24 protein-coding genes are annotated in these 24,385 nt (G+C 56.8%); 7 read left to right on the top strand and 17 right to left on the bottom strand.

What is annotated here, in order from left to right; all coding sequences use genetic code 11:
• Positions 1–89: 89 nt before the first annotated feature.
• Positions 90–1,247, top strand: a complete 1,158-nt coding sequence (locus tag ACPUC8_RS20965; RefSeq protein WP_494927249.1) for a M20 aminoacylase family protein — start codon at positions 90–92, stop codon at positions 1,245–1,247.
• Positions 1,248–1,376: 129 nt separating this feature from the next.
• Here the strand turns inward: ACPUC8_RS20965 and ybiB are convergent, their stop codons facing one another.
• The 3 genes from ybiB to ACPUC8_RS20950 are packed head-to-tail and all read right to left on the bottom strand — an operon-like array spanning position 1,377 to position 5,488.
• Positions 1,377–2,345 (bottom strand): DNA-binding protein YbiB, encoded by a 969-nt coding sequence (gene ybiB, locus ACPUC8_RS20960; protein ID WP_494927248.1) that lies wholly within the window; start codon positions 2,343–2,345, stop codon positions 1,377–1,379.
• A gap of 53 nt (positions 2,346–2,398) precedes the next feature.
• Positions 2,399–4,537, bottom strand: a complete 2,139-nt coding sequence (dinG, locus tag ACPUC8_RS20955) for an ATP-dependent DNA helicase DinG (protein ID WP_039329616.1) — start codon at positions 4,535–4,537, stop codon at positions 2,399–2,401.
• A gap of 54 nt (positions 4,538–4,591) precedes the next feature.
• Positions 4,592–5,488, bottom strand: coding sequence for a LysR family transcriptional regulator (locus tag ACPUC8_RS20950; protein ID WP_494927247.1), 897 nt, complete (start codon positions 5,486–5,488; stop codon positions 4,592–4,594).
• 124 nt (positions 5,489–5,612) lie between these two features.
• On the opposite strand from ACPUC8_RS20950, the gene speB reads away from it, so the two are divergent.
• Together speB and ACPUC8_RS20940 are read left to right on the top strand one after the other, a co-directional pair.
• Positions 5,613–6,572 carry an agmatinase gene (speB, locus tag ACPUC8_RS20945; RefSeq protein WP_494927246.1) on the top strand — a complete coding sequence of 320 codons (960 nt, stop codon included), beginning with the start codon at positions 5,613–5,615 and terminating at the stop codon, positions 6,570–6,572.
• The gene (locus tag ACPUC8_RS20940; RefSeq protein ID WP_058972318.1) at positions 6,569–7,654 is read left to right on the top strand and encodes an iron-containing alcohol dehydrogenase family protein; all 1,086 of its coding nucleotides are present in this window, start codon (positions 6,569–6,571) and stop codon (positions 7,652–7,654) included. Before speB ends, ACPUC8_RS20940 begins: the two co-directional genes overlap by 4 nt.
• A gap of 134 nt (positions 7,655–7,788) precedes the next feature.
• Here the strand turns inward: ACPUC8_RS20940 and ACPUC8_RS20935 are convergent, their stop codons facing one another.
• The 7 genes from ACPUC8_RS20935 to argH are packed head-to-tail and all read right to left on the bottom strand — an operon-like array spanning position 7,789 to position 14,807.
• Positions 7,789–9,150, bottom strand: coding sequence for an MmgE/PrpD family protein (locus ACPUC8_RS20935; RefSeq protein WP_494927245.1), 1,362 nt, complete (start codon positions 9,148–9,150; stop codon positions 7,789–7,791).
• Positions 9,134–10,021 carry a polysaccharide deacetylase family protein gene (locus ACPUC8_RS20930; protein ID WP_494927244.1) on the bottom strand — a complete coding sequence of 296 codons (888 nt, stop codon included), beginning with the start codon at positions 10,019–10,021 and terminating at the stop codon, positions 9,134–9,136. The genes ACPUC8_RS20935 and ACPUC8_RS20930 overlap by 17 nt, the downstream gene beginning before the upstream one ends.
• Positions 10,014–10,859 (bottom strand): polysaccharide deacetylase family protein, encoded by an 846-nt coding sequence (locus tag ACPUC8_RS20925; protein WP_283227087.1) that lies wholly within the window; start codon positions 10,857–10,859, stop codon positions 10,014–10,016. The genes ACPUC8_RS20930 and ACPUC8_RS20925 overlap by 8 nt, the downstream gene beginning before the upstream one ends.
• Positions 10,860–10,871: 12 nt before the next feature.
• The gene (locus tag ACPUC8_RS20920) at positions 10,872–11,693 is read right to left on the bottom strand and encodes an ABC transporter substrate-binding protein (protein WP_494927243.1); all 822 of its coding nucleotides are present in this window, start codon (positions 11,691–11,693) and stop codon (positions 10,872–10,874) included.
• Between the two features lie 19 nt (positions 11,694–11,712).
• A complete protein-coding gene (locus tag ACPUC8_RS20915) occupies positions 11,713–12,477 on the bottom strand; it encodes an amino acid ABC transporter ATP-binding protein (protein WP_034820986.1) in 765 nt (254 codons plus the stop codon).
• A gap of 13 nt (positions 12,478–12,490) precedes the next feature.
• Complete coding sequence (locus ACPUC8_RS20910; RefSeq protein ID WP_494927242.1) at positions 12,491–13,369, bottom strand: amino acid ABC transporter permease; 879 nt, start codon at positions 13,367–13,369, stop codon at positions 12,491–12,493.
• Positions 13,370–13,379: 10 nt separating this feature from the next.
• Entirely contained in the window at positions 13,380–14,807 is a 1,428-nt protein-coding gene (argH, locus tag ACPUC8_RS20905) for an argininosuccinate lyase (protein ID WP_494927241.1), read from the bottom strand.
• 157 nt (positions 14,808–14,964) lie between these two features.
• Here argH and ACPUC8_RS20900 point away from each other — a divergent pair, with 157 nt between their 5' ends.
• Positions 14,965–15,936: a LysR family transcriptional regulator gene (locus tag ACPUC8_RS20900; protein ID WP_039329635.1), complete on the top strand. Its 972-nt coding sequence runs from the start codon at positions 14,965–14,967 to the stop codon at positions 15,934–15,936.
• Between the two features lie 38 nt (positions 15,937–15,974).
• On the opposite strand, the gene ACPUC8_RS20895 is transcribed toward ACPUC8_RS20900, so the two are convergent.
• Complete coding sequence (locus ACPUC8_RS20895) at positions 15,975–16,493, bottom strand: GNAT family N-acetyltransferase (protein ID WP_039329637.1); 519 nt, start codon at positions 16,491–16,493, stop codon at positions 15,975–15,977.
• Entirely contained in the window at positions 16,490–17,053 is a 564-nt protein-coding gene (locus tag ACPUC8_RS20890; protein ID WP_058969791.1) for a helix-turn-helix domain-containing protein, read from the bottom strand. Before ACPUC8_RS20890 ends, ACPUC8_RS20895 begins: the two co-directional genes overlap by 4 nt.
• 151 nt (positions 17,054–17,204) lie before the next feature.
• Between ACPUC8_RS20890 and ACPUC8_RS20885 the strand changes: the two genes are divergently transcribed.
• The gene (locus tag ACPUC8_RS20885) at positions 17,205–17,939 is read left to right on the top strand and encodes a MerR family transcriptional regulator (RefSeq protein ID WP_039329653.1); all 735 of its coding nucleotides are present in this window, start codon (positions 17,205–17,207) and stop codon (positions 17,937–17,939) included.
• An 83-nt stretch (positions 17,940–18,022) separates the two neighbouring features.
• Positions 18,023–18,130: a hypothetical protein gene (locus ACPUC8_RS20880; protein ID WP_231568843.1), complete on the top strand. Its 108-nt coding sequence runs from the start codon at positions 18,023–18,025 to the stop codon at positions 18,128–18,130.
• On the opposite strand, the gene ACPUC8_RS20875 is transcribed toward ACPUC8_RS20880, so the two are convergent.
• From ACPUC8_RS20875 to osmF, 4 genes are read right to left on the bottom strand one after another with little or no spacing between them, the layout of a single operon-like run.
• Complete coding sequence (locus ACPUC8_RS20875) at positions 18,111–18,842, bottom strand: ABC transporter permease (RefSeq protein ID WP_039329640.1); 732 nt, start codon at positions 18,840–18,842, stop codon at positions 18,111–18,113. The two genes, ACPUC8_RS20880 and ACPUC8_RS20875, sit on opposite strands and share 20 nt — an antisense overlap.
• Positions 18,842–19,777 (bottom strand): ABC transporter ATP-binding protein, encoded by a 936-nt coding sequence (locus ACPUC8_RS20870; protein ID WP_494927240.1) that lies wholly within the window; start codon positions 19,775–19,777, stop codon positions 18,842–18,844. The genes ACPUC8_RS20875 and ACPUC8_RS20870 overlap by 1 nt, the downstream gene beginning before the upstream one ends.
• Complete coding sequence (locus ACPUC8_RS20865) at positions 19,770–20,936, bottom strand: ABC transporter permease (protein WP_039329644.1); 1,167 nt, start codon at positions 20,934–20,936, stop codon at positions 19,770–19,772. The genes ACPUC8_RS20870 and ACPUC8_RS20865 overlap by 8 nt, the downstream gene beginning before the upstream one ends.
• Before the next feature lie 3 nt (positions 20,937–20,939).
• A complete protein-coding gene (gene osmF / locus ACPUC8_RS20860; RefSeq protein WP_039329646.1) occupies positions 20,940–21,848 on the bottom strand; it encodes a glycine betaine ABC transporter substrate-binding protein OsmF in 909 nt (302 codons plus the stop codon).
• A gap of 217 nt (positions 21,849–22,065) precedes the next feature.
• Here osmF and ACPUC8_RS20855 point away from each other — a divergent pair, with 217 nt between their 5' ends.
• On the top strand, positions 22,066–23,532 hold the full coding sequence (locus ACPUC8_RS20855; RefSeq protein ID WP_058969796.1) for an MFS transporter: 1,467 nt from the start codon (positions 22,066–22,068) through the stop codon (positions 23,530–23,532).
• 32 nt (positions 23,533–23,564) lie between these two features.
• On the opposite strand, the gene idi is transcribed toward ACPUC8_RS20855, so the two are convergent.
• Positions 23,565–24,098 carry an isopentenyl-diphosphate Delta-isomerase gene (idi, locus tag ACPUC8_RS20850; protein WP_039329650.1) on the bottom strand — a complete coding sequence of 178 codons (534 nt, stop codon included), beginning with the start codon at positions 24,096–24,098 and terminating at the stop codon, positions 23,565–23,567.
• Positions 24,099–24,385 lie beyond the last annotated feature (287 nt).

Genomic DNA, 24,385 nt, shown 5'->3' with positions numbered 1-24,385 from the left:
GACGCCACCCTGCGCTTACCACTACAGTGAACACATCACCTCGTGTCAGAGAAATCGCAGCACATGCTGCTGATGGAGAGCCTAATTTTATGAGCCTGCCTGCCGTCCTGCTGGAAAACGCCCTTAACTGGCGTCGTCAGTTACACCAACATCCTGAACTGGGTTACCAGGAGCAACACACCAGTGAGTTGGTGGCAAAGGTGCTTGCAGAGGCAGGGTTACAGGTGTTTCGTGGGCTGGCAGGAACCGGTGTTATCGGCACGTTGGAAAATGGTCCGGGGCCGGTTATTGGCCTGCGTGCCGACATGGATGCGCTACCGATCACCGAGAAAGGTGCACCCGCGTGGAAATCCACCCGTCCCGGCGTGATGCATGCCTGCGGCCACGATGGTCATACCGCGATTCTGCTGGCGGCCGCCTGCCAGCTGGCCACGACACGTAATTTCAAAGGCACGGTGCACTTCCTGTTCCAGCCCGCTGAAGAGAACCTTGGCGGTGCACGCAAAATGGTGGAAGAAGGCTTGTTTACCCGCTTCCCCATGGATGCAGTCTATGCGATGCATAACTGGCCTGGTTTACCGGTGGGTTCGCTGGCGGTAAATCCAGGGGCGATGATGGCCTCGCTCGATTCGTTTGAAATCACGCTCAATGGCAAAAGCTGCCATGCGGCCATGCCGGAAAGCGGAGCCGACCCGATGGTGGTGGCGGCGGAACTGATTCTGGCGTTACAAACCATCCCTTCACGCCGTCTGTCCCCACTGGCCTCTGCGGTGGTCAGCGTGACGCAAATCCACGGCGGTGAAGCGATTAACGTCATTCCAGAGCAGATTGTCTTGCGAGGCACGGTACGATGTTTGCAGACCGACGTGCGCGATCGCGTGCGCGGTCTGATTGAAGATTTCGTCACCACGCTGCCACGCCCGTTTGGCGTCAGCGGTGAGATTCACTGGTATCCTGGTTATCCCGTCACGGCCAACCATGCCGTACCCGCTGAGCAAGTGCGCGATGTCGCTAACCGCGTGTTGGGGGAATCGCAGGTGCACTGGCAGGTTAACCCGTCCATGGCTTCGGAAGATTTCGCCTGTATGCTGGAACATTGCCCCGGCGCTTATTTCTGGTTAGGTGCCGATGGCGCAACGCCTTCTGCCCCGTTGCATAATGCCCATTACGATTTTAATGACGAGCTGCTGCCGATTGGGATCACCTTCTGGCAGCAGTTGGTGGAAAGTGTGTTGGTGAAAGATTGATCACGGCATAGTTTGGTGGCGGCGCGATTTATCGCGCTCCATTAGCGCTAATGTCGCACGCGGTTGCGCAATAAATTGCGCCGCTACAGTTCGGAATAGCCGGCCATATTCGGCGTTGTGTTATATCCGCTAAATCCCAGCCTGCTGCAATCGCGTTTCTGCTTCATTCAAATTGGCAGCTTCGCCTGTCGCCACTAAACAGCATGCCAGCTGTAAACGCAGCGCCTGTGGCACCGCGCGCTCACCGGCCAACACCTGTTTAATCCACTCAGCCGTATCCTGCGCATTTTTGCTTTCCGGCAGTGCGACGCTGGTTTCCGGCTGGCGCTCAATCCACACTTCAGCCTCTGTGCCCGCGCCCGCGATGTAACTGATCGCCGGACAGCGCTGCGGATTGGCGTACACCTCGCCTTCGGTGCCGTTAAGCAAAATGGCGGGCGCATCAATATCCTGGAAGAACTTGCCCACACGCGGCACATATTCCGGGTGTGAAACACTCGACAAACGCAGCGCTGCGCGTTCAGCGAACGGCGTCGCCAGCTTCGCCAACGTATGGGCACTGTTGCGTACGCCCATGCGCCAGCGCAGTGAAAGCTGTTTCGCCATCGGCGCACAGAGATGATCAATAGTGATAAAGGCCAGTTCACCGCTATCGAGTTTGGCCTGCGCCTGCTGCGCGTTAATGACCGGGGCAATATCCAGCGCGGCCAGCACCGCTTCGGTGGTGATGCGGGTAGGATCATCACTGACACCGTGCAGTAACACCGGGAAACCGAGCTTGTTGAGCAGCAATGCCAGCAGCGGCGTCAAATTACCCTGACGACGGGCGCCATTGTAGCTGGGGATGACAATGGGCATCGGGCGATGGGCCGGAGGTTGCAGCTTCATCATCTGTTGCTGCATCGCGTGGTAGAAACCGCGCATCTCCTCTTCACCTTCTCCTTTGATGCGCAGCGCGATCAGCACACCGCCTAACTCCAGTTCAGGCACTTCGCCAGCCAGCATGGCGCTATACAGCGCCACCGCCGTGTCGAAATCGATATCGCGCGCATGGTTCTTACCGCGCCCAATCTCTTTGATAATTTTGTTCAGTTCCATCAAGGCATTCCCGCTTCCAGGGCGCGCCGATACCCGGCTGCCAACATTAATATTCAGGTTTTCTTACGGCGTTTCGCAGGCTTCTTCTCTGCTTCCGGCACGGCCGGTTGTTCAATCGGAAACACCGGCAAGGCGGCCAGCAGTCGGCTACCGTAGCCTTTGCTCAGCAGGCGTCGATCGTAAATCACGATCTCGCCAAAGCAGTTGTGGCTGCGAATCAAACGCCCCACCTGCTGAATCAAGGTAAACGAGGCGCTGGGCAAACTCTGCACCTCGAACGGGTAGCGCTTGAGGCTCTTCAACCACTCCCCTTCGGTCAAAATTACCGGACTGTCCACCGGGGGAAAAGCAATTTTGTGGATATGCACCTGCGACAGCAGATCGCCTTTCAAATCGAGACCTTCCGCAAAGGATTGCAGCCCAACCAGAATACTGGTTTGCCCCGCCTCCACCCGCTGACGGTGTAACTCCACCAGCCGCGAACGAGGCTGGTCCCCCTGCACCAGCATCGACAAACGCAATGAGGTGAGGTGGCTGACAAATTGCTGCATGGCACGGCCGCTGGCAAACAGCACCAATACCCCTTTGTGCTTCTCTTCCGCCATTTGCTGCAGGAAGAAGCGCGCCATCTCAGCGATATGTTCCGCTTCCGTCGCCATCAAGGGTTCATACTGCATTTGCGGAATCACCAGCTTGCCCTGGTCAATGTGATTGAAGGGGGAATCCAGCGCGACAAAACGATCGCCCGCCTTTTCACTCAGGCCCGACATCTCCTGCAAGCGGTTAAAGCTGTTGAGCGAGCGCAGGGTCGCCGAGGTTACCACCACGTGCGGGATCTTGCGCCACAGCAGTTTCTCCAGCTGATCGCTGACGCGGATGCCCGCGCAGTGGAACAGGAGATGCGCCTGACCATCACGGATTTCACGTGTAATCCACTTCGACACTGGTGCATTGGAGGCTTTTTCCATGGCGGCCAGTCGCCACAGTTTGCTGATCGATTCAAACCAACCAAAATGGCGATTGAGCTGAATAATGGCTTTATGCAGACGCATAATGTCTGCACTGCCGGTTTGATCGCCCAACTCATTGAGCAAACCTTCACTCAGCCCGCGCAAGGCATCGCTCAACTTAAACAGCCGTGCGCACATCGTCATCAGTTCTTCAGGCAGTTCACCCAGCACAAAACGGAATTCACCCGCTTGGTTATTTGACGGCAACAAAGGATTAAGTGCCGCGCACAGCACTTGCAGTAACTCGCGCATCTCATCGCAATGGCCTTTCAACCGCTCTGGATTGGTGAGCGGTGGCGGTGATTTGGGGCGGAACTGCGCCATGATGGTTTCCACCAGGCGCACAAACAGATCGAGCTGCAAACTGCTCCAACCCGGCGTAATTTCGGCACTCATCTCCAGCGCATCACGCGCCACTTCCGGCAGATGATGCCCTTCGTCCAGCACCAGCATCAGATGTTTTGCCGGGGGCAGCACCGACTCATTCTCCATCGCCGCCATCACTAACGCATGGTTGGCGACCACCACATCTGCCTGCTCAATCTCTCGACGTGCGACAAAAAATGGGCATTCACGATACCAGCGGCAGTGATGTCCAAGGCAATTGGCTTTATCGGTTGAAAGGCGCTGCCACAGGCTGTCTTCAATCGAGACATCGGAGTGATCGCGCAAGCCATCCCATTTGTAACGGCTGAGATCTTTCTCCAGCCGGGCGCAGAACTTCTGCTCCTCTTTGGAACCGGTCACCGCCTCTTCATCCAGATAGAGCAGCAGATCGCCTTGCTGGTCTTCGGTCGCCGCCAGTGCCGCCAGATTGCGCGGACAGACATAACGACCGCGACCAAAAGCGGCGGTAAAGGTGAGGTCGGGAATGATTTTTTTCAGCAGTGGCAGATCCTTGCTGAAAATTTGATCCTGCAGCGCCACGTTGGCAGTGCTGATCACTAAACGCTTCTCCTCGGCGCGGCTCACCGCAATACCGGGGATCAGATACGACAAGGTTTTACCCACGCCGGTGGGGGCTTCGATCGCCAGATGGCGGCCTTCATCACCGGCCAGACTTTTCGCCACTTCGGCGATCATCTGGCGCTGCGGCGCGCGCGGGATAAAGTCAGGAACCTGCTGCTGCAGCGCCTTGTACCATTGCGCAATTTGGCTTTTTATCGCTGCTGTCAGGGCCATGTTGAATACTTTTTGCTGAATTGGCCTGTATTTTTACACAGTATCGCCGCAGCGTCAGCTTTCACTGCTATTTTTTCGCGCGGGATTCAGAATTTCACGCATCGCGCGGATCAGGGTTTCGCGTGAGCGTCCACGGCGGAAGGCGAACGAAAACGGCGCGCGGAAATGGAAGTGTTCTGGCAGCAAGCGGCACAATTTGCCCTGCAGTTGCCAGCTGCTGGCATAGTGTTCGGGCAGGTAACCGATAAAACGCCCGGAAAGAATCAGCGTCAACTGCGCTTCAATACTCTCAACCGAAGCATTGCTCTGACGAAAACCGCGTTTGTTGAGTTCTTGCTGATTCCAGTAACGCCGCGTCACCATGCCCGTTTGCTGCACGGTGCGCATATCCGTCTCGCCCTGCGCCAGAGGATGCTCAGGGCTGCAATAGAGCCAGTGCTGCTCTTCATACAGTGGAATGGTCACCAGATTGCTGGCACGCAGCGGAAAGTGACCAATGGCTAAATCGAGCCGATCTTCCAAGAGCTGCTGTTGCAGTTCATTGGGATCGCGCACACTGAGGTTGAAAAAGACCGCTGGAAAACGCTGATTAAAACGGGCAATTGCGGCTGGCAGATCCAGCATACTGTCCGTCACCGTCGCATCGACCACGCCAAGGGAGAAGGTTCCGCCCTGTTCACTTTTCAGGGTTTCGACCTGCTCCTGCCAACCCGCCAGCGTCGCCAGCATCTCCTGGCTGTAGCGGTAAAATTGCTCGCCCTTGGTGGTTAACGTGAATCCGCCGCGCCCGCGCTGGCACAGAATAAAACCCAGCTGCGTCTCCAGCTCACTCATATAGGCACTGATGGCGGGCGTGGTCATATTGAGCGCCTGTTGCGCTCGGGAATAGCCCTGATTTTCTACCACACTGGCAAACACCTGCAGCAGTTTAAGGTTGGGAAGCGTCTGCACCGATTTTCCTTCAGAGATTACTGGCTAAAGTTAAGTAATCTCTGAAGTGATTATCTGCTGTCAAGGATTTTTCCTGTACGCGCCACACGCCATGATGAGGTTCACTTAGCCGAAGGAGCCCAAGATGACCGATTTTCCTCAGCCGCAGGGCGGCAACGAGATGCCACGCTTTGCTGGACGCGGCACCATGATGCGTCTGCCCGCTGTCGAATCCCCTGCCAACCTGGATGTCGCCTTTGTCGGGATTCCGCTGGATATCGGGACCTCGCAACGCAGCGGCACGCGATACGGGCCGCGCGCCATTCGCGCCGATTCGGTGATGATTCGTCCTTATAACATGGCCACCTGGGCAGCCCCGTTTGATTCACTGCGCGTCGGTGACCTCGGCGACGTGCCGATCAACACCTATAGCCTGTTGAAGTCGGTCGATATCATCGAAAACTATTATACCGAACTGAATAACTGGCCGATTATTCCCCTGACGCTCGGTGGGGACCACACTCTGACCTTACCGATTCTGCGGGCGCTGGCGAAAAAGCATGGCCCGATGGGATTGATCCATGTTGATGCGCATACCGACACCAACGATGAGATGTTTGGCGAGAAGATTGCCCATGGCACCACCTTCCGTCGTGCGGTGGAGGAAGGTCTGCTCGACTGCCAGCGCGTGGTGCAGATTGGTCAGCGTGCACAGGGCTACGCTGCCGATGATTTCCAGTGGGGCGTCGATCAGGGCTTCCATCTGGTGCCCGCTGAACAGTGCTGGTATCGATCCATGGCACCACTGATGGCCGAGGTGCGGGCACGCATCGGGGATGGCCCGGTGTACCTCAGCTATGACATCGACAGCTTCGATCCCGCCTGGGCACCTGGCACCGGCACGCCAGAAGTGGGTGGATTGACCTCCATGCAAGGCCTCGAGATTGTGCGCGGCTGCCGTGGGCTCAACCTGGTGGGCGGCGATCTCGTCGAAGTGTCACCGCCGTACGATCTCAGCGGCATGACCTCGCAGCTGGCGGCCAATATCCTTTATGAGATGCTGTGCGTATTGCCCGGCGTCCGTTACACAGAGAAAAAGTCATGACACAACAGAATTTGGTGTTTCCAGCGCGCGTCTTGCGCGGCGCGGGTGTAATCAATCAGCTGGGCGAGATTTGCGCCGGACTGGGTCAACGCGCCCTGCTGATTGGCGGCCATCAGGCATTGCAAGCGGTGGAAGCGCAGGTGCGCGCGCAACTGCTGGCAGCGAATGTCACGCTGCTGGCGCAGGAATGGTTTGGCGGCGAAACCTCGATTAATCAGATCAATCGCCTGGCAGCCATCGCCACGGAACTGCAAGCGGATATAATCATCGGCGTCGGCGGCGGTAAATCGCTGGATACGGTGAAAGCGGTCGGCGCGCAGCTTGGCTTGCCATTTATTACCGTGCCAACCATCGCCGCCACCTGTTCGGCGGTAACGCCATTAAGCATTCGCTATGATGATAACGGCAATTTCTTCGATATCTTCCCGCTGCCACAGGCGCCAGCGGCGGTGATCATTGATAGCGAACTGCTGGCAAAAGCGCCGCCACGCTGGCTGGCCGCGGGGTTGGGCGACACGCTGGCAAAGTGGTACGAGTTCCGTGCCGTTAGTGCGCGTCATCCGGCGCGTGAAGGCAATGCGCTCTCTTCACTGGCACACAGCCAGATTTGCTATGACGTTATCGCCGAGCACGGTCCGGCTGCCTATGCCGCCGTACTGCGCGGTGAAAGCAGTGCATCTCTGGATCAGGTACTGGACGCCATCTTTACCTGGGCAGGATTGACCTCGCTGATGAGCAACGGCGCCCACGCTGCTGCATCCCATGCGATTTACGAAGGGTTCACCTTCTGCGATAAAACCCGTGAATTTGGTCATGGCCTGCTGGTGGGTTTCGGCAACCTGTGCCTGCTGGCGCTGGAAGATCGCAGTGACGAAGAGGTGCTGGATGAGATGCGCCTGGCACGTGACTGCGGTGTGCCGCTGACATTGCGCGAGATCGCACAGCTGGATGACGCTGAACTGGCGTTGATCGTGCGTGAATCGGTGCATGCGCCGGATATGGAGAATATGGCGCAAGCGGTAACCGAAGCGCGCCTGCTGGCAGCGATGCAGCGAATTGAAGGGTTAGCTGCGCGGGTTTAGCATGGTGCGCTCGGGTGCCCTCACCCTAACCCTCTCCCACAGGGAGAGGGGACCGATCGCACAGCAATTCAACCGCATAGCTCGAACAACTCCCTCGCCCGCTTGCGGGAGAGGGTTGGGGTGAGGGAAGCCGATCAACCCGCAGCCAATAACGCCACCACTTCCCGCACATCCGCCACGTCGTCCAGATCCAGACAAAGGATCTCCAACTGCTCAACCTGCTCCTGCGGCAACACACGCCCCGCTAAGCTACGGTATTTCGCCAGCAACGCTTCAAGACTCAGCGGATTGGCCGGTGCGCCAGAGGCAACAGCAACATGATGCTGCCACTGCTCCCCGTGCTGGGTTTCAATGCGCACCCAGGGTTCATCATCACGCCCCTGCTGTTCATCAATCTCCAACACGATACGCGTCATGAATTCGGCCACCTGAGGGTGCAGGCGCTTCGCATCATCGTAACTCCCCAGTTCGGCAGAACCATACAGCGCACGTGCCGCCAGTGCATACGGCAAGCTCATCTGCGCACTGGCCAGGCTTTCCAGCTCACGCCCGCCACACATATCGAGCAGGAACGGATTAAGCCCCACCACAATGCGTTCGATATGTTCGACACGCACCTGATGCTGAGACAACAAGATGCCTAACGCATCAATCGCCGCATGGGTGCCGCGACAGGACGCATAAGGCTTGATCGAACAGCGTGCGAGTTTCCACACGCTGCCGAGTTCGGCAGTTAACGCGGCGGGCTGCTGGGTTTCTGGCGCCAGGGTTTGTAAAAATCCGCCCCATTTCGCCTCAAATACCGCTGATGGCCCATTGATGCCGCGCTGTGCCAGCAACGCAGCCTGTACGCCGCCTTCTGCCGCACGCGCGGCATGCAATTTTTTGGTGTGTGAACCGTCGTGGATAAAGCCCCACAGACCGCCGCTAAAACTGGCGGCAATACCCAGTGCAGAGGCGCACTGCTGACGATCCAGCTGTAAAAGGCTGCACACGGCAGCCGCCGCACCAAACACACCACAGCTGGCCGTTGAGTGCCAGCCTGCGCCATTGTGCGCAGAGTAGCCCCCACAGGCTTCCAGTACCCGACGTCCCACATCATAGCCAATCACCATCGCGACGATCAGCGACCGGCCTTCCACCGGATGTGTAGCGAGCGGCAGTGCCGCCAGCAACGCGGGCAACACCACCGCACCTGAGTGATCGCAGCCGCCAGTGTCATCCAGCTCATACATGTGCGCCGCCACGCCGTTTAGCCAGGCAGCCTGACGCGGTGAAAACTGTGCATCACTGCCCCAGACCACCGACTGCGCCTTGCCGCCCTCTTCAGAGACTAACGCCAGGCAGTCACGCCAGATGGCACTGTCCGTGCCCGCCAGCGACGCACCAAAGGTATCGAGCAGGTGACGCTTCGCTTGCTCAACCAGTGAGGATGGCAGTTGCTCAAACTCGGTGGTGGCGATAAACGCGGCCAGTTGTTCAAGCGTTGAAGCCATGGGCACCTCCAGTAATGCGAGTGAAGACTTCCGCAGGATGCGAGATATCGTTCCCTGGCTGGGATTGCCAGTGTGCAGCCACCTGCTCCGCCGTGGCGATCCACACGTTGTGCTGCTGTAGAGTATCGATCAATTCACGCAGCAAGCTGATGCGTCCAGCGGTACCCATAATCTCCGGATGCAGGCGCAGCAGATAACACAGGCCAAAGCGGTGGAAGCCGTGGAAATCTTGCGTCATATTCGCCAGCGTCTCAGCATAGGGCGCAATACGCGATTGCCCCGGTGGAATCGCCGGGCTGAGGTTGAAAGCAAAGTAAGGTTCGTCTTCCAGCGTATAGTGCATCGGCAATTCGACTAAGCGAGTGCCGGGATGAAAGTACGGCAGATCGTCGCCACGCCAGCTGGATGACCAGCGAATCCCCTGCGCCACCAGCGCTTCTGCCAGCCCCGGTTTCCACTGCCCGGCTGGAGTGCGAAAACCTAAAATCGGTTTGCCGGTCAGTTGTGCCAGTTTGTCGCAGCCGCGCGTCACGCTCTCGATCTGCTGCGTTAACGTCAGCTGCGAGAAATCTTCATGACTATCACCGCTACAGGCAATTTCATGGCCTTCCGCCACGATCCGTTGCAGCAGTTCCGGTTGCTCCTCGGCGACAATCGCGGGCAGACACCAGCTGGCTTTCAGCTGCTTTTCCGCCAGCAGCGCCAGCAAGCGATCGACGCCGCGCAGCGTGCCATAGCGCCACACTGACAGGGTTTTATCGCGCCCGGCAACAGCCGGTGCCTGCGTGAGAATGCCGTGGATATCATTGAAATCGATAGTCAGAACAGCAGCCGACTGGAAGCCCAGCGGCCAGCAAGAAGATTCAGTCATGCTGTTGCTCCTGCAAATACCACTGCGCCACCGCGTCACAGCGCGCAAACCACACGTCATCACGGGCGGTCATATGTTCAAACAGTTGTTCCAGCAGCAGGATACGCCCCGGCTGACCGGATATTTTCGGATGGAACAGCGTGGTCAGGCACAAGCCTTCATCCATCGCGCCGTCGAACTCACGCTGCCAGTTATCGCGCGTTTGGGCATAGCTGGCGATGCGATCGCCACCTTTCGGGAAATCAGGCTGACGGGTATAGGCCAGCGAGGCGTAGTCATCCATCTCCCACTTGCCGGGGATCTCAACCAACGGCGTATGGCCCGCAACGGGCATCGCATAGGGACGATCATCACCGCGCATGCTACTGGAGTAGATCACCCCCGCTTCACGCAAAATTTGTGGCGTTTCCGCATGCCAGTCACCTGAGGGAGTACGAAAACCACAGGCGGTAATTCCCAGATGCTGTTTAAAAATCTCGGCAGATTTCGCCATCACCGCCCGCTGCTCTTCCGGTGAAATAGCCCAAAAGGATTCATGACGGTAGCCGTGATAGGCCACTTCGTGGCCCTGTTCGATAATCGCCTGACACTGCTGCGGCCACTGCTCCACCACCCATGCTGGCACAAAGAAGGTGGCGGGCAGATTGAAGGCGCGCAGCAGGTCGAGCAGACGCCCGAGCGCGCGGTATGGCCCGTAAGCCCCAAAAGTAAAATACTCTGGCGTTGACCACAGGCTGCCATTCAACATGGCATCGCCGGTGGGACCATCAAGGTCAAACGCCAGCGCCATACAGCCGCGTTTACCTTGCGGCCAGCGCACTGCGCCCGGTTGTTGCATCTGCTTGCTCCTTTAGCCCTGATTAACCATCGCTTTATCGATACCGTTATCGCTTAAGCCCCATTTGCTGAGGATCTTCTGGTACGAACCATCGGCAATCATGGCGTCAATCGCGGCCTGAATCGCTGTGGTTAGCTCGGAGGCATCTTTGCCCATCGCCATGCCGGTGTACTGGAAGGAGAAGGCTTTATCCAGTGGCTTAAAGGTGCCTTTTTCCAGATTCATGATGTACGGCAGGGTTTCGCTGCCCTGTACTGCGCCATCCAGACGACCCTGACGCAGCTGAGTACGCGCATCTGCCGTGCCTTCTGCGCCCACCACCACGATCGCCGGTTTACCTGCGGCTTCACAGTGTGCTTTCGACCAGTTGGCAATCTCTTGCGGGAAAGTGGTGCGACGGCTGGTGCCGACTTTCTTACCGCACAGATCCATCGCGCTGTTGATCTCAGTATGAGAACTCAAGGTGTAGAACTGCGGGCCGGTTTTGAAGTAGTCGATGAAGTTGACCACTTTCTGACGCTCTTTGGTGTCAGTCATACCTGACATCACCAGATCAACGCGTTTGGTGACCACGGCGTTAACCATCTGCTCAAAAGCGATCTCTTGCCAGTTGATCTTTACGCCCAGCTTTTCACCAATCGCCTGGCCGAGATCGTAATCGACACCGGTGAGCTGATTGGTTGCCGGATCTTTAAAGTCCATTGGCGGGTAGTTCGGCATAATCGCGACCGTTAGCCCTTTCTCTTTGATTGCCGCAGGTACAGCGATATCTGCCCAGGCAGAAGATTGCAGCAACACAGCAGCACTGATGGCACTCAATAACAGCTTTTTCATGTTTTTCACCCCGGTCACATTAAAGAAGAATCGCGTTTATAAAGTTTTTCATCCGTGGGTTCTGCGGGTTCAGCAGAATGTCTTCTGGTGCGCCCTGCTCGATAATTCGTCCCTCATCCATAAACACCACCTGATTAGCCACCTCACGGGCAAAGCCCATTTCATGCGTGACCACCAGCATGGTGGTGCCCTCTTTTGCCAGCTGACGCATCACCGCCAGCACTTCACCGACCATTTCCGGATCCAGCGCTGAGGTGGGTTCGTCGAACAGCATCAGTTTCGGTTTCATTGCCAGTGCGCGGGCAATCGCCACCCGCTGCTGCTGCCCACCGGATAACGATTGCGGATAGTCATGCGCCTTGTGCGCCAGACCCACCCGATCCAGCAGTGCCATGGCTTCTTCACTGGCTTCACGTTTCGGACGCAGCAGCACACGGCAGGGGCCTTCGATGATGTTCTCCAGCGCGGTTTTGTGCGGGAACAAATTAAAGCGCTGGAACACCATGCCGGTTTGCAGGCGCTGGCGTGCAATCTGCTTGTCGCTCAGCGCATGTAACTTGTTGCCGGCAATGCGATAACCCGCCAGTTCGTTGTCAACCCAGATTCCGCCTTGATCGACCTTCTCCAACTGATTGATGCAGCGTAAAAAGGTGCTCTTACCCGATCCCGATGGGCCGAGGATGCACATCACCTCGCCGTAATTGACCTCAAGGCTGACATCCTTCAAGGCGTGGAACTGGTCGAAATATTTGTTCACCTTGACGGCGCGCACGATGTTTCTCATGTCTCACTCCCAATTACTGACGCTGGCGATGGCCGCGTGAGAAGTAGCGTTCCAACTGGCTCTGACCAAATGACAGCACGGTCACCACAATCAGGTACCAGATGCCCGCCACGAACAGCAGCTCCATCACGCGCGCATTGGCGAAGTAGATGGTTTGCGTGTTGTAGAGCAGTTCCGAGTACTGGATCATGCTCGCCAGACTGGTGGTCTTGATCATGCTGATGAATTCGTTACCCACGGGCGGCAGTATCACGCACATCGCCTGTGGCAAAATAATGCGCTGCAGCGCTTGCAGACGTGGCATCCCGATGGCTTTTGCGGCTTCGTATTGCCCGGTATCCACCGACAGCAAACCGGCACGCACCACTTCCGAGGTGTACGCCCCTTGGTTGATACTCAGGCCCAGCAACGCCGCCAGAAACGGCGTCATGATGGTGACGGTTTGCACGCTGAACACGCCGGGAATACTGATAGTGGGAAACACCAGCGCGAGGTTGAACCACAGCAGCAGTTGCAGAATCAGCGGCGTGCCGCGGAAAATCCAGGCGTAGCCCACCGCGATGTAGTGCAGCACCGGGTTCGGCGACATATACATGATCGCGGTGATCACCCCGAACAACACGCCCAGCCCCATTGCCAGCACGGACATGATCAAGGTGTTAACCACACCGTTGAGGATGGCCTGCGCGGTAAAGAACTGGCCGACAAACGACCATTCGATATTGCCGTGTGCGAAGGCATTCACCAGCAGCGCCAGCAAGATCAGGATGACGACGGAGGCGGTGATACGGCCGTAGTAACGACGCGGCACCACCTGATAGCGGTCAAGATCGTAGTGCATCTGCTCGCGACTGTTATTCAGGCTGGGTTCTACCGGGGTGGATTGCGACATAGATGACTCCTCAGGCACGCGGGCCAGCGTAATCTTCGGTCCAGCGCTGCTGGTCCTTCATCAGGGTTTGCAGACGGGCCAGCTGCTCGCGCACACGTGCTGGTGCGGTGCCGCCGTAGCCACTGCGGGCCGCCAGCGCTGCTTCTAACGTCAACGCACTGCGCACATCCGGCGTTAAACGCGCATCCACCGCCTGCAACTGCGTATCACTCAGATCGGACAAGCCACAATTTTCCTGCTCGCACAGCTGCACCAGTTGACCGGTGATTTCATGCGCTTCACGGAACGGCACGCCGCGCATCGCCAGCCAGTCGGCCACCTCGGTCGCCAGCGTGAAGCCATCGGGTGCCTGATCGCGCATCACATCGGTGTTGAATTTCAACGTCGACATCATGCCCGCCATCGCTGGCAGTACCAGCATCAGCGTGTCTACGGCATCAATCACGTTGCGTTTGTCATCACTGAGATCGCGGTTGTAGGAGAGTGGCATGGCTTTCATGGTGGTGAGCAGCGCCATCAGGTTGCCGACCAAACGGCCTGAGCGACCACGTGTCAGCTCAGCAATATCGGGGTTTTTCTTCTGCGGCATGATTGAGCTACCGGTGGCGTAGCTGTCGTGCAACTCGACCCAGCGGAACTGGCGAGAGGCCCACATGCACACCTCTTCGCACAGACGCGACAGGTTGATGCCGATCATGCCGGTGACAAACAGGAATTCTGCGGCGTAATCGCGGCTGGCGACGGCATCAATCGAGTTCTCACAAGGTGCCAGGTAAGCGAGGTCGGCGGCCGCCTGTTCTGGCTGGCGCGCAATTGCCGATCCCGCCATCGCTGCGGCACCCAATGGGCAGCGTGCGCTACGGCGATCCCAGTCCTGCATACGTTCGATATCACGAGAGAACGATTGCGCATGCGCCAGCAGTTGATGGCCGAAAACGATAGGCTGGGCTTGCTGTAAATGGGTGAAGCCTGGTGCGACGCTCTCGGTGTGTTGCGCGGCTTGCTCAACTAGCGATTGTTGCAATGCCAGCAGCGCCGTGACCACCTTGCGACCGTTATCGCGTAGGTAGAGGCGTAAATCGTTAACGGTTTGATCGTTGCGTGAACGGCCAGCACGCAGTTTGCCGCCCAGTGGCCCTAAACGCTCGGTCAGTGCGCGTTCGATAAAGGTATGCACATCTTCATCCGCCGCGATGGGATGCAGGTTTCCCGCACGGTAATCCGCATCCAGCGCGTCTATCGCCGCCAGCATGGTGCTCAGTTCGTCGGCACTCAGCAGATCACCGCGTGCCAGTTCACGTGCATGTGCCCGGCAGCCCGCCAGATCGTAAGGTGCCAAGGCAAAGTAATAATCCGGGCTACGTGAGAGCGCGGTTAAACTGGCCGCTGGTGCCGCTTTAAAACGCGCGCCCCATAACAGTTCGGCATTATCAGACATGCTATTTCCCCTTACAGATAATCTTCAGCGATATGAAAAAGATATGGATATCTCAGCAGCGATAATAAAAACTTATTTTATTGCCAAGCTGGTAAATACGTCATATTTCAGGTTCACTGTACTTTCACCGCAATTATTCCGGAGTTGAATAGCAAAGATGGAAAGTAAAGTTTCCCAGTCAGGAAACAATGTGAATCATCGCGGCGATAATGCGGTTCTGGCACTGAGTAATATCGACTTAAAATTACTGCGGGTATTTAAGTGCGTGGTGGAAGCCGGTGGATTAACTGCAGCCAGTCACGAATTGAATATTGGTCTGGCGGCGATCAGCAAACAAGTTTCCGACCTGGAGATTCGCCTCGGCATGACGCTGTGCAGCCGTGGGCGCGAAGGTTTTGAGCTGACGCAGTACGGTATCAACGTCTATCAGGCCACGCTTGAACTGTTTGTCTCGCTGAATCTGTTCCGTGAGCGCCTGCACAACAGCCGTAATGAGTTGCTGGGTGATATCGCCATTTGTGTGGTGGATAACACGATCTCCGACCCGCAATCGCCGGTCACCGATGCGGTGCAGCAACTGCACCAGAATGCACCAAAAGTACAGATTCGATTACAGACCGCGCAATTAGATGATATTGAGCGCGGTATCAGTGAAGGGCGTTTTCATTGCGGCATCGCCCCTGTTTATGAAATGAAAAATGATTTTGATTACTTCCCACTTTATAAAGAATATTCAAAATTATATTGCTCCATGTCACATCCTTTATATTCTGGCTCTTGTGATAAAAAAGTATCAGTGGAAACATTACGTGAGCAGAAGATTATTAATCATTTATATGTCACCCCGCGTGATGACCGCCGCATCATTCCGTTGCAGGACAGCGGTGCTCAGGCCGTGCAGGTTGAATCTGTCGCGATGCTGATTTTAACCGGTCACTTTATTGGTTATTTGCCGGAGCATTATGCCGCGCCCTTTATTGCACGCGGTCAGCTCTGTGAGTTGGGTGATGAATCAGTGCGGCGTGAAAATCCCTTCTGCCTGCTGATTAAGAAAGGCCGGAAAATTAATCCGATTATCCGGCTGTTTATGCAGGCATTGGGGCTGGGTGAGGCAGCTGGCGCGCACTGAGATGGTGCAGATCACTGCGGTCTGACCCTCTCAACCCGTTATTTGACCCACTTATACATCACCGTCGTTGCATCCAGAGCCCCTTCGGTCGACTCCGCATAATAGGGAATCGATCCCGCGATTTGCCATGCCATCGATAAATAGAGATCGGTTGCCACGTCGCCGCTGCGCGTATCCAGTACCAGCAGCGTTTTACCCTGCCCTGTGGCCAACTGCTCGGCGTGCTGCATCAAGCGACGGGCAATCCCCTGGCGCCGGGCATCAGGGTGCACCAGCAGTTTGCTGATCTCCGCACGGTGGCGTCCATTCGGCATCGCACTGAATCCCACCATCACCGTTGCCACGATCACGCCCTGCTGCCAGGCCACCAGCAGTTGATTATCGCCGCTGGCCAGGCTGAAGATCTTATCCTGCCAAAAGCGCTCCATCGCACCACGATCGGCTGCATCAATAAATCCCACGCTGGCGCCGTCTGCCACGCACCCTTGCAACACATCGGTTAACGCCGCCAACAGAGGTTGGGCTTGCGTCGCGCTTAATTGTTCGATCTCAATCATGGCTTACACACCACCAAAAGGTAACGCGCGCCCCCTTCAGGATGCGCTTCAAAGGAGGATTTCCCCGTGAGATGGAAGCGCAGGCAGTCACCCGCCTGTAAAGTCCAACGCTGTTCATCCATGGTGAACGTCAACTCGCCAGATTGCAGCCAGATGTGTTGTTCCAGTCCCTGCACCGGGGGCGCGTTGTACTCAATACGCGCACCGGGCTGTAGCACGCACTCCACCACTTCGGCTTTGAACTGGCTGGCAGGTGGCGACACGCTGCGACGCTGATAGCCGCTGGCTTCATCGTGCCAGACCGTCTGGTCGCTGGCTTTCAACAGCAGCGCCGACTCTTCTTCCACTTCACTCAGCAAACGCGACATGGTTAAGCCGTAAGCCACACACAGTCGGTTAAGCAAAGCGGCTGTCGGGCTGGTTTCGGCGCGTTCAATGCGCGACAATGAGGCACGACTGATGCCTGTCGCCATTGCCAACTCGTCTAACGACCAGCCACGTTGTACCCGCAACTCGGCCAGTCGGGCGGCCAGTCGGTCTTCCGTATTTAACACAGACATCGTCACCTCTCATTTATGGGAATTAAATCTCAATAATGAGATAGAACCTGAAATCGTGCAATGGGTCAAGTTGTACAGGAACAAAAGAGTTGTACAACCCAAGCGTGACGGTTAAGGTGTTGTAATGCAGGTCAGAATTTTTGAGGACGCTATGGCCTTATACAGTATCGGTGATGTTGCCGAGCGCTGTGGAATCAACCCGGTAACACTGCGCGCCTGGCAGCGCCGTTACGGTTTACTTAAACCCCAGCGCACCGAAGGCGGACATCGTCAGTTTGATGACGAAGATGTTCAGCGTATTGAAGAGATCAAACGCTGGATAGAGAGTGGTGTGCCTGTCGGTAAGGTCAAAGCCTTGCTGGAAGGCGAAACCGTGAATGCGCATGATGGCTGGAGCGCGCTGCAGGAAGAGTTAATGGGCGTGCTGCGACATGTTCGCCCCGCTAAATTACGCACTAAAATCGCCACGATTGGCCGCGAACATCCGGTGGATGCGTTGATCGATCACATTTTTGTGCCAGTGCGTCAACGCCTTGGGCTCGACCAAAACACCGCGCGCACCATGTGCAGCCTGCTGGATGGTGCGTTGATAGATTACGTGACCTTTTGCCTGGCGAGTGGACGGAAAAAAGCCGGCAAAGATGCGTTAATGATTGGCTGGGGTGTCGAAGATCGCACACGCATCTGGCTGGAAGCCTGGCGCTTATCGCAACAGGGTTGGCGCATGGATGTGTTAGCCGAACCGCTGGATATGCCGCGTCCTGAGCTTTTTCCCGGCCAAAATTTGTTTATCTGGACAGGTAAAAAGCCGACGCGCCGTCAGTTAGAGCAGTTTGAACACTGGCAGGCGCAAGGATTTTCCATCCACATCCACGATCCCGCTTAACGAAAAATCGCACACTCGGCCTTTGCCTCGCCGGATGTGCGCGCTATCATGCCGCACTCCATGACTTTACTCAGGTTTCCATTATGAACTGGAATAAAATTTTCATCGGCACCCTGTTTGCCGTGATGGCCATTGGCGGCATGGGCGGCATGATGTTGGTTGGTTACAGCCTTATCCTTCCCAGCCACTGAGTGTTCTCTGCACGCGCTCTAATACGCGATCGCAGATTAACGCCAGTAACGCCACCAGCACGGCCCCCTGAATGACATAGGCGGTGTTAAAGCCGCTGAGTCCGATGATCACCGGCGAGCCTAAACTCTCCGCGCCCACGGTAGACGCAATGGTCGCCGTGCCGATGTTGATCATCACCGAAGTACGCACTCCGGCCATGATCACCGGAGCCGCCAGCGCCAGTTCAATCTGCCACAGACGTTGCCAGGGCCCCATGCCCAGCCCGATAGCGATTTCGCGATTGCTGGCCGGCACGCTGTCTAATCCCGCTAACGTGCCCTGCAGAATGGGTAGCAGTCCGTAAAGGAACAGTGCCATGATCGCGGGCGTCGCGCCAAAACCCATCACCGGCACCGCAATCGCCAACACCGCCACCGGTGGAAAGGTTTGCCCGGCTGCTGCTAACGTCTCCAGTAGCGGACGAAAAGCCCGTCCGGCGCGACGTGTGGCAAATACCGCACAGCCGACCCCGACCACCAGCGCCAGCATGCTGCCACTCAACACCAATGAAAGATGTGCCAACGCCAACTGCCAAAAACTCTCCTGCTGATACAGCGGCCGATCCAGCTGCGGGAACCAGTGGGCGAACAGCGGCCCACTGTGCGGTAATCCCCACAGCAGCAGCAAAAACGCGGCCAGCAACCAGTAGAGTGGATCGCGCAACAGACGCATTACCCCGCCTCCCGCTGGCGTAGCAGATCGCTGAAATGCAGCACACCAAGCGGCTGCTGATGTTGATCCACCACCGGCAACTTATCTGTGCGTCGGGCGATAAATTGCGACAACGCTTCACGCAGCGTGAGTGCCGCAGCAATCGGTTCGCCCTCCAGCCACTCTCCTCGCCGAGCCGCACTGCCTGCGCGTCCCAACGCGAGCAATCGCACGCCCAACTCACTGCGGCCAAAGAAGGCACGCGCGAAATCATTGGCCGGCTGCGTCAACAGTTCGATGGGTTTGCCCTGCTGAATAATCTCTCCACCGTCCATCAGCACCAACCGATCGGCCAGCGTGAGAGCTTCATCGATGTCATGCGTCACCAGCACCACGGTTCGCCCCGAGAGCTTCTGAATACGCAGCATCTCCTGCTGCAGTGCCTGACGATTCACCGGGTCGAGTGCACCAAAGGGTTCATCCATCAATAACAGTTCCGGATCGGCAGCCAGCGCACGCGCTACACCGACTCGCTGTTGCTGTCCGCCAGAGAGTTGATGCGGAAACCGTGATGCCAGATGCGCGTCCAGATTCAACAATGCCAGCAACTCCTCCACGCGCTGATTAATTTTCGCCTGCGGCCAGCCCAGTAAAGCGGGCACGGTGGCGATATTTTTCGCCACATTCCAGTGAGGGAACAGCCCAATAGACTGGATGGCATAACCGATACGGCGGCGTAAGGCGCGCGCATCCATACGCTCAATGGCTTCTCCGTTGAACAGGATCTCACCGCTGTCATGTTCCACCAGCCGGTTAATCATCTTCAGGGTGGTGGATTTGCCCGAGCCGGACGTGCCAATTAATACGGTAAAACTGCCTTTCTCAATATGCAGCGTCAGATCTCGCACCGCCGTTTTGCCAGCAAACACTTTGCTGACCTGGTGAAACTCAATCATGTGACCTCTCCAACAGTGCCGACAGTAAACGCAACGCGGCATCAAACATCACCGCCAGCGCCACCACCGGAATCACACCCAGCAAGACCAAATCCAGTGCGCTACTCAGTAATCCCTGAAACAGAATCGCGCCAAATCCTCCGGCACCAATCAGCGCTGCCACCACCGCCAGCCCCACGGTTTGCACCACCACCACGCGCAAACCCGATAGCCACACCGGCAGCGCCAGCGGCAGTTCTGCATGCCAGAATTGTTGCAGCGCACTCATCCCCATACCGCGCGCGGTTTCACGCACCTCTTGTGGCACTTGCTGTAATCCGGCCACCACGCTGCGCACCAACGGCAATAGCGCATAGAGCACCAAAGCGATCAGCGCCGGGGCGGTGCCAATTCCGCTGATACCCCAGCTCGCCAGCACCGGGAAGGCAGAAGCCAAACCGGCTAACGGCGCAATCAGCAGACCAAAAAGTGCAACAGAAGGAATGGTTTGAATCAGGTTTAACACGCTGAAGGCGGCACTTTGCCAGTGTGGCCGTCGGGCAATCACCAACCCTAGCGGTACACCAAGCATTAATGTCGGCAGTAGCGTGCCACCCAACAGCAGCAGATGCTGGCTAAAGGCCGCATCAAACACCGACTTACGGTTGGCGTACTCTTTTAACAGAGATAAGTGATCGAGGTGCCCGCTGAGCAACAATACCAGCGGCACCAGCCAGATTTGCAGATTCAGCAGAATGCGCCAGGGCGTGCTGGCAGCCAGTTGGCGGATGACCTCAGCCGCCAGGAGTAACGCCAGCGCGGCGGCACACCATAAACCACTGCCCAACGAGGTACGCGCCAGCGGACTGCCGCCATTCGCCAGGGCGCTCGCGGCATGCCCGGCGATACCCACCAACAACGCCAGCATGACTTCAGCTGCCAGCATGGCCACAAGCAGAGGGTAACGATGCGGCTGGCACCACAATCCCAGCCATAGCACCAGCAACGGCAGCAGCAACCACCAGGATTGCGCTACCTGCCACAGCATCAGCGGCTGCCCCGAGACCAGACGATTCGCCGCAAAGCTCAGCAACGGCAATGCAAACAGGGCGAGCGTGATCAGCAGTGTAAGCACCAGCAGCACCGGCTGCTGGCGCGGTCTAAGCAACAGAGGCGGCACTGCTTACAGCAACTTATTCTGCTGCAACCACTGCTGCGCGACCTGGCCGGCATCCTGACCTTCAACCGCAATCTGCGCGTTTAATTGTTGCAAGGTCTTCTCATCCAGCTTGCTAAACACCGGCTGCAGCCAGTTGGCGATATCTGGATACTGTTGTAGCACGCTGGCGCGAATCACCGGCGTCGGTGCATAGATCGGTTGCACACCTTTAGGATCGTTCAGGGTTTGCAGACCCAGCGCCGCCACCGGACCATCGGTGCCATACGCCATCGCCGCATTGACGCCCGACGTTTGCTGCGCCGCCGCTTTGATGGTCACCGCGGTATCCCCGCCCGCCAGCGACAATAGCTGCGATTGATCCAGCTTGAAGTTATAGGCTTTTTCAAAGGCGGGCAGTGCGTCACTGCGTTCGATAAATTCCGCGGACGCGGCCAGCTTGAAAGTGCCGCCTTTTTTCAGGTAAGCACTGAGGTCGTCGAGGGAGTGAAGATTGTTTTTCTGCGCCACATCGCCACGCACCGCAATCGTCCAGGTGTTGTTGGCTGGGGCGGGTGTCAGCCAGACCAGATGGTTTTTATCGGCATCGAGCTTTTTCACTTTCTCGTAGCCCTGTTGTGCATTCTTCCAGGCGGCGTCTTTCTCATCGTTGAAGAAAAATGCGCCGTTACCGGTGTATTCCGGATAGATATCCAGTTCACCCGCCGTAATCGCGCCGCGCACCACTTGGGTAGTGCCGAGCTGGATTTTGTTGACGGTTTTCACTCCGTGTTTGTCCAGAACCTGCAGGATAATGTTCCCCAGCAGCGAACCTTCGGTATCGATTTTCGATCCCACCTTGACCGGATCAGCAGCGTTAGCCGCGCCCACACTCATCGCTAACGCGATCATCCCCAATAAACCCTGCTTAATCATGCCGCTTTCCTCTGCTTATGTTTCGCTGTGTGACTATCAAGCGTAGCCTGGCGAAACCAGATGGGGGCGGTCAAGCCGCGCAGTTCGAGCTTTTTCTGCTATGAATTGCGCATTGTTTATAACCGTAACGAAGGACTTATAACCAAATGGAATTTTTAAAGCGTTGACTGGGGATTATTCTCATAGGCCCACTCTTTACAATAAAATACATAACATCATGTCCGACTTAGCTTCTCCGGCGCACGTCGCGCTGGCAGGGAATACGCCATCAGGCGAAACAAAATGGATTCGCAGCGCGGCTGACGTGTCGAATCTTGTCAATAACAGCAATGAATCGCGCAGTAACGCGCGCATTGTGGTCGCTATCGCGCTGGGCGGCGTGTTTCTTGATGCGTACGACCTCGGCGCACTGGCCTTTGGCATCAAAGACGTCACGCGCGAATTTAATCTCACCCCCACCGGCACCGGTATGGTGGCCTCGGCCATCACTTTCGGCGCGATTGTCGGCGCCCTGATCGGCGGTTATCTCACGGATAAAATCGGCCGCTACCGCGTCTTTATGGCGGATATGTTCTTCTTCGTGGTCGCTGCGCTGGCCTGCGCCTTTGCGCCGAACGAATATGTGTTAGGCGGTGCGCGCTTCGTGATGGGGTTGGGGGTCGGCATTGATTTGCCGGTGGCGATGGCGTTTCTGGCGGAGTTTTCCAAACTGCGCGGACAGGGCAATAAGGCGGCCAGTGTGGCGATGTGGTGCCCCACCTGGTATGCGGCAATCAGTATTTCCTATCTGCTGGTGTTACTGCTGTATGCGGTGCTGCCGGAGAGTCACACCGACTGGCTGTGGCGTCTGATTCTTGGTTTTGGCGCGGTTCCCGCGTTGTTGATCATCGCGATTCGCAGCCGTTATATGAGTGAATCTCCGGTCTGGGCGGCGAATCAGGGCAACCTGCAGGGGGCAGCACAGATCCTGCAACGCTCCTACAACATCAACGCGCAGGTGGCGGATGATGCCGATTTAACCCAGGCCAAACCGGTACGCAAGGCCAGCTGGCGCAACTATGGCGCGCTGCTTCAGGGTGTCTATCGACGCCGGACGATTTTAGCCACGGTGACCTCTATTGCTTCATCGTTCGCCTATAACGCGGTGGCGTTTGGCCTGCCGGTGATCATTTCGAGTTTCTTCGCCCAATCGATGCTGACCACCATTCTGGTGTCGCTGGCGCTCAACCTGCTGTTTGCGTTTGTCGGCGGATTGCTGGCCGTGCGTCTGGTGCCGCGTCTCGGTGCCTGGAAGATGTCAGTGGCGGGATATAGCTGCCAGTGTATTGCACTGCTCGGACTGGCTTTGATTGGCCGTCCTGAAGGCGGTGAACAGGCCGCCGTTGCCATCGCCATGCTGGCGCTGTTCCTGTTTGGTCAGGGATTTGGGCCGGGCTCGCACACCATGACGTTCGCTTCACTGAGCTATCCGGCTTCACTGCGTGGCGTCGGCGTTGGCTTTAACCAGACGCTGATGCGCGGCAGTTCGACCGTGTCGCTGTTTGTTTTCCCGCTACTGGTCGCCGCGTTTGGTACTGGGGTATTTTGGGTGATCTTCCTTGCTCCGTTGATCGGATTGCTGGCTCTGCTGGCGATTCGCTGGGAACCCTCAGGCTACGATGTCGATGCGGAAGACTTTAGCTAGAATGACGACGCCCCATGCATGGGGCGTTTTTTTTATGCAGTCAGGCGGAAGTCGCCAAGGGTATTGGGGATGCGTGGGAAGGTGTGCAGGAACCAGGGCGTAAACTGCTCAGGATCATCCTGCATTTCCTGCTGAATCTGCGCAATCGAGCGATAGCACCAGGCATCCGCTTCTTCCGGATTGAGTTGCGGCTCAACATCGCTGATGGCGAAGAACACATGACCGTATTCGTGCTCGGTCAAACCATTGCTGAGCGGCAGGTTGTAGCTCAATTCGAATACAGGGGTCAGCGCTAACTGCATACCCATCTCTTCACGCAAGCGACGTTCTGCGGCATCGCGCGTCGACTCCTGTGGGTAAGGATGACCACAACAGGTGTTGCTCCACAAGCCACCACAGTGATATTTGCCGTTTGCACGGCGCTGCAGCAGCAGTTCATGGCGCGAATTGAACACGTAGACCGTCACCGCACGATGCAGTAATCCTTTCTCATGTACTTCCAGCTTTTCCATCTTGCCGGTGGGACGATCGAGGTGGTCGACGAGAATAACTTCAATGGCGGGCATGACAACTCCTTCGGAAAATTCTCAGCTATTGTACACAACCTCTGAGCCTGAATCTGAGGAAATCGCGCACATTCCGTGCGCTGGCGCGATGAAGATAAGCTTAGCAGCCATAAGGCAAATAGCGGAAAATTTGCAACGATGCGCCAGGTGTGCGCACAGGATCGTTGTAGGGTCACCATTTATGGCTTAATGCTCGTCAGTTAAGAACTCAGGCTGCTTATTGATAAGTGGCCTTTCTTTTCAGTGCGGGCTCTGCCGCCACTACTGCCCCCTCTGGGCCGTCCTCG

The sequence above is a fragment of the Pantoea sp. CFCC18177 genome (genome assembly GCF_059412425.1).
This window is presented reverse-complemented; position numbering and strand designations above follow the sequence as displayed.

What these genes read in the sequence shown, in the direction of transcription:
- ACPUC8_RS20940 (WP_058972318.1), top strand. Translation starts at nt 6,569, where the DNA reads ATGACACAACAGAATTTGGTGTTTCCAGCGCGCGTCTTGCGCGGCGCG.
- ACPUC8_RS20855 (WP_058969796.1), top strand. Translation starts at nt 22,066, where the DNA reads ATGTCCGACTTAGCTTCTCCGGCGCACGTCGCGCTGGCAGGGAATACG.
- ACPUC8_RS20915 (WP_034820986.1), bottom strand. Translation starts at nt 12,477, where the DNA reads ATGAGAAACATCGTGCGCGCCGTCAAGGTGAACAAATATTTCGACCAG.
- ACPUC8_RS20965 (WP_494927249.1), top strand. Translation starts at nt 90, where the DNA reads ATGAGCCTGCCTGCCGTCCTGCTGGAAAACGCCCTTAACTGGCGTCGT.
- ACPUC8_RS20910 (WP_494927242.1), bottom strand. Translation starts at nt 13,369, where the DNA reads ATGTCGCAATCCACCCCGGTAGAACCCAGCCTGAATAACAGTCGCGAG.
- ACPUC8_RS20925 (WP_283227087.1), bottom strand. Translation starts at nt 10,859, where the DNA reads ATGCAACAACCGGGCGCAGTGCGCTGGCCGCAAGGTAAACGCGGCTGT.
- idi (WP_039329650.1), bottom strand. Translation starts at nt 24,098, where the DNA reads ATGCCCGCCATTGAAGTTATTCTCGTCGACCACCTCGATCGTCCCACC.
- ACPUC8_RS20875 (WP_039329640.1), bottom strand. Translation starts at nt 18,842, where the DNA reads ATGCGTCTGTTGCGCGATCCACTCTACTGGTTGCTGGCCGCGTTTTTG.
- ACPUC8_RS20895 (WP_039329637.1), bottom strand. Translation starts at nt 16,493, where the DNA reads ATGATTGAGATCGAACAATTAAGCGCGACGCAAGCCCAACCTCTGTTG.
- dinG (WP_039329616.1), bottom strand. Translation starts at nt 4,537, where the DNA reads ATGGCCCTGACAGCAGCGATAAAAAGCCAAATTGCGCAATGGTACAAG.
- ACPUC8_RS20885 (WP_039329653.1), top strand. Translation starts at nt 17,205, where the DNA reads ATGGCCTTATACAGTATCGGTGATGTTGCCGAGCGCTGTGGAATCAAC.
- ACPUC8_RS20890 (WP_058969791.1), bottom strand. Translation starts at nt 17,053, where the DNA reads ATGTCTGTGTTAAATACGGAAGACCGACTGGCCGCCCGACTGGCCGAG.
- ACPUC8_RS20880 (WP_231568843.1), top strand. Translation starts at nt 18,023, where the DNA reads ATGAACTGGAATAAAATTTTCATCGGCACCCTGTTTGCCGTGATGGCC.
- ACPUC8_RS20930 (WP_494927244.1), bottom strand. Translation starts at nt 10,021, where the DNA reads ATGACTGAATCTTCTTGCTGGCCGCTGGGCTTCCAGTCGGCTGCTGTT.
- speB (WP_494927246.1), top strand. Translation starts at nt 5,613, where the DNA reads ATGACCGATTTTCCTCAGCCGCAGGGCGGCAACGAGATGCCACGCTTT.
- osmF (WP_039329646.1), bottom strand. Translation starts at nt 21,848, where the DNA reads ATGATTAAGCAGGGTTTATTGGGGATGATCGCGTTAGCGATGAGTGTG.
- argH (WP_494927241.1), bottom strand. Translation starts at nt 14,807, where the DNA reads ATGTCTGATAATGCCGAACTGTTATGGGGCGCGCGTTTTAAAGCGGCA.
- ACPUC8_RS20920 (WP_494927243.1), bottom strand. Translation starts at nt 11,693, where the DNA reads ATGAAAAAGCTGTTATTGAGTGCCATCAGTGCTGCTGTGTTGCTGCAA.
- ACPUC8_RS20870 (WP_494927240.1), bottom strand. Translation starts at nt 19,777, where the DNA reads ATGATTGAGTTTCACCAGGTCAGCAAAGTGTTTGCTGGCAAAACGGCG.
- ACPUC8_RS20900 (WP_039329635.1), top strand. Translation starts at nt 14,965, where the DNA reads ATGGAAAGTAAAGTTTCCCAGTCAGGAAACAATGTGAATCATCGCGGC.
- ACPUC8_RS20935 (WP_494927245.1), bottom strand. Translation starts at nt 9,150, where the DNA reads ATGGCTTCAACGCTTGAACAACTGGCCGCGTTTATCGCCACCACCGAG.
- ybiB (WP_494927248.1), bottom strand. Translation starts at nt 2,345, where the DNA reads ATGGAACTGAACAAAATTATCAAAGAGATTGGGCGCGGTAAGAACCAT.